Consider the following 6,390-nt stretch of genomic DNA (forward strand, 5'->3'; position numbering starts at 1 on the left):
GGAGGCAGGGGAACCAGGGCCGGGAGCTGATAAATCCCGGTCGCTGGCCCCTTACTTACTGAAAAGCGGCAGCCAGCCGCGCTCGTAATCTCACTCTCCACATGGGGAGTTCCCTTCGCCGATAGGGAGCCAGTCGGTGGGGTGTCCGGCGGTGCTGTCCCTTGGGTGGGACAGCACGCATTGACACAGGTCAGCAGGGGCGGAGTCAGGTCCCGTCCTGCGAACCACGGCGAGACTGTAGGGACGAAATCCGGCCGCACCAAACGGCTTGTGCCTCGGGCGGTTTCGGGGAGCTGAGCCGAAGGCCGCCTCATTGGGTGCGGCCGGAATTCGGCGTTAACCTCCGGCGCATTGATCGCCACGGCGGCTGCTTCCGCAGTTCCGCGGAGCGATCCATGCCGACGTGCGCAGCCCTCCGTACGCGGAGAGACAGGCGCACAACAGCCCCCTAGAAGAGAGAACCGCGCAATGCCGTACACCCTGCACCGAGGCGACGCGCTGACCGCCCTCGCCGGCATCCCTGACAACAGCGTCGATGCTGTGATCGCCGATCCGCCCTACAACAGCGGCGGCCGAACCAGCGGCGAGCGCACCGGCCGCTCCGCGCGCTCCAAGTACACCTCGGCCGACGCCGAGCACGACCTCGCCAACTTCCCCGGAGAGAACCGAGACCAGCGCTCGTACGGCTTCTGGCTCACCCTCCTGCTCACCGAGTCCTATCGCGCGACCGTCGAGTCCGGCAGCGCGCTCGTCTTCTCCGACTGGCGTCAGTTGCCGACGACGACGGACGCGCTCCAGGCTGCTGGGTGGACCTGGCGAGGGATCGCCTCGTGGCACAAGCCGGTCTCCCGGCCACAGAAGGGTCGGCTCAAGCAGTCGTGCGAGTACATCGTGTGGGGAACCAAGGGGCCAGTCGATGCCGACCGGAACCCCGTCTACCTGCCGGGTCTCTACACGGCGAGTCAGCCCCGGAAGGACCGCGTGCACATCACGCAGAAGCCCGTGGAAGTGATGCAGGAGCTGGTGAAGATCTGCCCGCCGGGTGGAACGGTCCTCGACCCCTTCGCTGGCTCCGGGACCACCGGCGTCGCCGCCCTGCGTGAGGGGCGCCAGTTCATCGGCGTCGAGCTCTCCGATCACTATGCAGGCATCGCAGAACAGCGACTGTTGCAGGCGATGCAACAGACTCACACTCGTGAGGACTTCGTCCTCGCAGGTCCTGGCGATGACTGACAGACCATCAGGGTAGCCCTCGATGGTGCTGCCTCGGGGGTTGCCCTGACGATGCGCCGACCCCAACAATGCTGCATTGGATGCAACGGGAGGTTGGGGTGTCGAACTCGGACGAACTGGCCGGTTCCGCCCCTCTGGAGCTGGTTGAGGGCGTCGCCTTGCTAAACCCGGAGCTGGCGGTGTTCGAGGCGATGCTGTCGGGGTGGGCCCGTCAACAGCGGGCACGGTTCCTGCAGGAGTCTCAGACGATTGCTCCGCGGATCGCGTTGGTGCGCCGGTTCGCCGCATTCTCTGGCCAGTACCCCTGGGACTGGCAGCCGTCCGAGGCCGAGGCGTTCATCAGCCATCTGCGCTCGACCGCGGACCGGCCCGTCGCAGTGTCAACCGCCCGGAGCTACGAGGTGGTGCTGCGATTGTTCTGCGCATTCGTCACCGATCCCCGCTACGGCTGGTCGCGGGAGTGCCTGAGCCGGTTCGGCCGGGCACCGCAGCAGATCTTCCACGAGTGGAACAGCATCGCGCACGTCAGTGAGTACGAGGGCGACCCGCGGCGGCGTCCGCTGACCTACGACGAGGTGCAGCTGCTGTTCGACGCCGCCGACGGCCGGGTGGAGGACATCCGCTCCCGGCGGCGCAAGGGGGCGCTGGCGGCGATGCGGGATGCCGCTCTACTGAAGACGATCTATGCCTATGGCCTGCGGCGTCAGGAGGCGTGCGGCTTGGATCTGGTCGACCTGAGGCACAACCCGAAGGCGGCGGTCTTCGGCCGGTTCGGCGCGCTGTTCGTGCGCTACGGCAAGGCGTCGCGGGGCGGGCCGCCGAAGCGGCGCACGGTGCTGACCGTGCCGGAGATGGACTGGATCGTGCCGGCGCTGGAGCAGTGGGTGGACGAGGTCCGTCCGCTGTTCGTACCGGGGCGGCATCCCGCGCTGTGGATGACCGAGCGGCGAGGCCGGCTGTCGCGGCACTGTGCGAACGAGGCGTTCACACACGCCCGTACGGCGGCCGGGCTGCCGAACGAGCTGGACCTGCACTGCCTGCGGCACGCGTACATCACGCACCTGGTCGAGTTCGGCTATCCGGAGCGGTTCGTACAGGTTCTCTTGAGTCCTCAGCGGTGTGTCCATGACGTGCAGCACGAGCCTGGGGCGGGCGGATATCTGTGTGGCGGAGGTGGTTATCTACCGCCGTCCACCACGCAGTTCCCCGGGAGGTTTGATGCTGGTGCAACGGGTGCTGATGCCCGACTCGCCGCTTGAGTCGTGGACGGTCCTCGGCGATGAGGGCGGCATAGTCGAGCCGATCGAGCGGTACCTGGCCTACCTGACGGCGATCGAGCGGTCGCCGAACACGATCAAGGCATACGCCCACGACCTGAAGGACTGGTTCGTCTTCCTCGACCGAGGCGGCCTGGACTGGCGCGAGGTCCGACTGGAGGACCTGGGCGAGTTCGTCGCCTGGCTCCGGCTGCCTCCCGCGGGCCGCGACGGCAGTGTCACATTGCTGCCCTCGGCGGAGCATCACTGCGGGGTGACCACGGTCAACCGGAAGCTGTCCGCGGTCAGCGGCCTGTACGTCTTCCACGCACGTCACGGTGTGGATCTCGGCGACCTCGTCACCGAGCTGCAGCCGGTCCGCGCCCGGCGCACGGGCTGGAAGCCGTTCTTGTATCACCTGGCCGGCGGTCAGCCCGAGCGCCGCCGCACGATCAAGCTGAAGACGCCCCGCACGCATCCGACGATCCTGACCGCCTCCCAGGCCCAGGCGATCCTGGACGCCTGCACCCGGTTGCGGGACCGGTACCTGTTCGCGCTGCTATGGGAGACGGGGATCCGGATCGGCGAGGCACTGGGCCTGCGGCACGAGGATCTGGCCGTGGCTGAAGGCGAGTTGACCGTGACGCCGCGAGTCAACGACAACCGGGCACGGGCCAAGTCCGCCTCGCCCCGCACGGTTCCCGTCGGTCCCGAGATCGTGCGGCTCTACGCCGACTACCTGCACGGTGAGTACGGCGACCTGGACAGCGACTACATGTTCGTCAACCTGTGGGGCGGCTCCTACGGTCATCCGCTGACCTACGCGTCCGTTTACGACCTGGTGCTGCGGCTGCGGCGCGAGGTCGGGTTCGACTTCGATCCCCACTGGTTCCGGCACACCCGGGCCACCCTGCTGCTGCGGCAGGGGGTGCCGATCGAAGTGGTCAGCACGTTGCTCGGACATTCGTCGATCGCCACCACACACGACGTTTACGGTCATTTGTCCGTGGAGGATGCCCGCCGGGCCCTGGAGGCCGCAGGATTCCTGACCGGCCGGGAGGTGTGCTGGTGAGCGACGTGATGCCTGCCGTTCCGGCCCCCGGCGCCGGCCTGCTCGGCAAACTGATGGCCGCCGTCCGGCCGGAGTTCCGCGTGGACGTGTTCATCCCCGCGCCCGGCGAACTGATCTTCGGGCTGGGCTCGTGCCGGGTTCCTGGATGTTCGCGCCAGCCCCGCACCCGCCAGCTCTGCCGGGGCCACTACTACCGCTGGCAGCGGCGAGGGAAACCGGATGTCGAAGCCTTCATCGCCGATCCCGGGCCCGATCCGATCGGGCGGTCGGAACTGACGGCGTGCGCCGTCGCCGGATGCCGATTCGGGGCGGCCCGGCAGGGCCTGTGCGTGCGCCACCACGGCTTTTGGGAGCGAGCGGGCCAGCCCGACAAGAGAACGTGGGTAGCTGGCCTGCCGACTGTCGAGGACAGCGGCCAACGCGTCTGCCGGCTGTCGTTCTGCACCTTGTGGGCCCAGGGGAAGTCGGCGTTCTGCCACAACCACACCTCCCGGTGGCAGGCCGTCGGCAGGCCCGAGATCGAGGAGTTCGTGCGCCGCTGCGAGGCAGCTGGGGATGACCGGTTCGACTTCCGGCCGCTTGGTGGGAAACGGCAGCTGCGGCTGGAGCTGCAATACGCCCTCCAGTGCCGTCACGACGAGCGGCAGGTCAACACCCACAGTTCGGCCGTCGCCCCGGTGATCCGGCTGGTCGCCGCCAGCGGTACAGCGTCGTTGCTGGAGTGGCCAATGGAACGGTGGAGCGAGTACTACGCCACCGGACGCGGCTCCAGCCACAGCCAAAACGGGCAGCTGGCCTTCCTTCGCTACGCGTACACGAACCTGGAGGACCTCGCCCACGGCAGCGGCTGGGAGAGCGAGTTCCCGCGTGATGTGTGGGAACTGCGCAGGCTCGGCATCGAGGGCACCAGGGCCCGGCTGCGGTTCGACCGCATCCTCCAGCCGTGGCTACGCGAGCCGGCCAAACGGTTCGTGCGGTGGCGGCTGAGCGCCGGCCGCAGCGTCAACCAGGCCGTCATCGACATCCTGGCCCTCAACCGGTTCTCCGGCTTCCTTGCCGACCCCCGCGTCGCCGCCGACGAGCCGGCCCACGTGGACCGGGCCGTGCTGGAACGCTACCTCGCCGACCTGGCCCTTGACCCGCGCTCAACGCATTCCCGCAGCCGGGACATCAGCTCACTGAACGCCTTCTTCCACGCCGTGCGCCGCCACGGCTGGGACCAGGGCCTCCCGGCGAACGCGACCTTCTACCCCGATGACTTCCCCCGCCCTGACAAGCGGCTGCCGCGGGCTCTGGCCGAGCACGTGATGGCCCAGGTCGAACAGACCGCCAACCTCGACCGCTGGCACACCCCCGACGGCCGGGTCCTGACCTTGATCCTCATGCGCTGCGGGCTGCGGGTCGGCGACGCCTGCCACCTGGCCTTCGACTGCATCATCCGGGACGCCGACGGCGCCGGCTACCTGCGCTACCTCAACCGGAAGATGAAACGCGAAGCACTGGTCCCGATTGACGAGGAGGTCGAGGGCGAGATCGCCGCCCAGCAGCAGCGCGTCCTTGAACGTTGGTCCGGCGGCTGCCAGTGGCTGTTCCCGGCGCCTCGGATGAACCCCGACGGCACTCGGCCACTGACCACTCACTCCTACCGCGGCCAGCTCGACCGCTGGCTGGAGCGATGCGACGTCCAGGACGAACACGGCCGACCAGTCCATCTGACGCCCCATCAATGGCGCCACACTTTTGGAACCAGGCTGATCAACCGGGACGTCCCGCAGGAAGTCGTACGCGTCCTTCTCGATCACTCTTCCGGCGAGATGACCGCCCACTATGCCCGGTTGCACGACTCCACGGTCCGCCGGCACTGGGAGAAGGCCCGCAAGGTCAACATCAAGGGCGAGAGCGTCACCGTCGATCCCGACGGCCATCTGGCCGAGGCCACCTGGGCCAAACAGCGACTCGGGCGCGTGACCCAGGCCCTGCCCAACGGCTACTGCGGCCTGCCAGTGCAACGGACCTGTCCGCATGCCAACGCGTGCCTGACGTGCCCGATGTTCGTCACAACCCCCGAGTTCCTGCCGCAGCACCGCGAGCATAAGCAGCAGCTGCTGCAGATCGTCTCCGCCGCCGAGGCCCGCGGCCAAGCCCGCGTGGTCGAAATGAACCGCCAGGTCCTCGGCAACCTGGAGAAGATCATCACCAGCTTGGAAGACGACCTCGGACGGCCGGAGGCGACTGCCGATGCGAGCTGACAACAGCCAGCACATCGTCGACGCCGCCCGTCGCCGCAGCGAGTGCACCCGCGCTAAAGCCGTCCAGGCCCTCCGAACCCTCGACTTGGCGGGCGAGCCGGTGACCTTCGAGACCGTCGCGAAGCGGGCCGGAGTGTCTCGGTCCTGGCTCTATGCCCAGCCGGACCTGCGAGAGGAGATCGAGCGCCTTCGGGTAGCACACCGCCGCGACCCCGGATCGCCGGTTCCTGCACGTCAGCGCACCTCCGATGCTTCCTTGCTGCGACGCCTTGAAGCCGCCAACGCCCGCATCCGGCGCCTCACCGAGGAGAACAAGCAACTCCATGAGCAACTCGCCCGCGCACTCGGTGAACAACGCGCCGGGACAATTCGCACCAGCCCACCCGGGCAGTGTGCCTCGCAGCGATAGCTGTCACGTTGCAGTCCGAACTGTCACCCCGCGCCCGTTCGAACGGATCGGAGCCCAGCGCCCGCTGTCCTGTCGCTTACGGCCTGACCCGCGATTGATCGCAGGATGCCGCGCGCGCTGAAAACTGCGGGCTAGGCTCTTGGCGAGCCATCGCTACTGAACAGGGGGTCC

5 protein-coding genes are annotated in these 6,390 nt (G+C 68.1%); all 5 read left to right on the forward strand.

What is annotated here, in order from left to right; translation table 11 throughout:
* The first annotated feature begins 468 nt into the window (after nt 1–468).
* The 5 genes from AB0D59_RS34040 (at nt 469) to AB0D59_RS34060 (ending at nt 6,219) form a co-directional block, all read left to right on the forward strand.
* Nucleotides 469–1,233, forward strand: a complete 765-nt coding sequence (locus AB0D59_RS34040) for a site-specific DNA-methyltransferase (RefSeq protein ID WP_362573897.1) — start codon at nt 469–471, stop codon at nt 1,231–1,233.
* Nucleotides 1,234–1,331: 98 nt separating this feature from the next.
* The gene (locus tag AB0D59_RS34045) at nt 1,332–2,492 is read left to right on the forward strand and encodes a tyrosine-type recombinase/integrase (protein ID WP_362573900.1); all 1,161 of its coding nucleotides are present in this window, start codon (nt 1,332–1,334) and stop codon (nt 2,490–2,492) included.
* Nucleotides 2,452–3,561: a site-specific integrase gene (locus AB0D59_RS34050; protein WP_362573903.1), complete on the forward strand. Its 1,110-nt coding sequence runs from the start codon at nt 2,452–2,454 to the stop codon at nt 3,559–3,561. Before AB0D59_RS34045 ends, AB0D59_RS34050 begins: the two co-directional genes overlap by 41 nt.
* Nucleotides 3,558–5,810 carry a site-specific integrase gene (locus tag AB0D59_RS34055; protein ID WP_362573905.1) on the forward strand — a complete coding sequence of 751 codons (2,253 nt, stop codon included), beginning with the start codon at nt 3,558–3,560 and terminating at the stop codon, nt 5,808–5,810. Before AB0D59_RS34050 ends, AB0D59_RS34055 begins: the two co-directional genes overlap by 4 nt.
* Nucleotides 5,800–6,219: a DUF6262 family protein gene (locus tag AB0D59_RS34060; RefSeq protein WP_362573908.1), complete on the forward strand. Its 420-nt coding sequence runs from the start codon at nt 5,800–5,802 to the stop codon at nt 6,217–6,219. The genes AB0D59_RS34055 and AB0D59_RS34060 overlap by 11 nt, the downstream gene beginning before the upstream one ends.
* Nucleotides 6,220–6,390 lie beyond the last annotated feature (171 nt).

This window comes from Streptomyces sp. NPDC048417 (assembly GCF_040651615.1).
GTDB lineage: Bacteria > Actinomycetota > Actinomycetes > Streptomycetales > Streptomycetaceae > Streptomyces.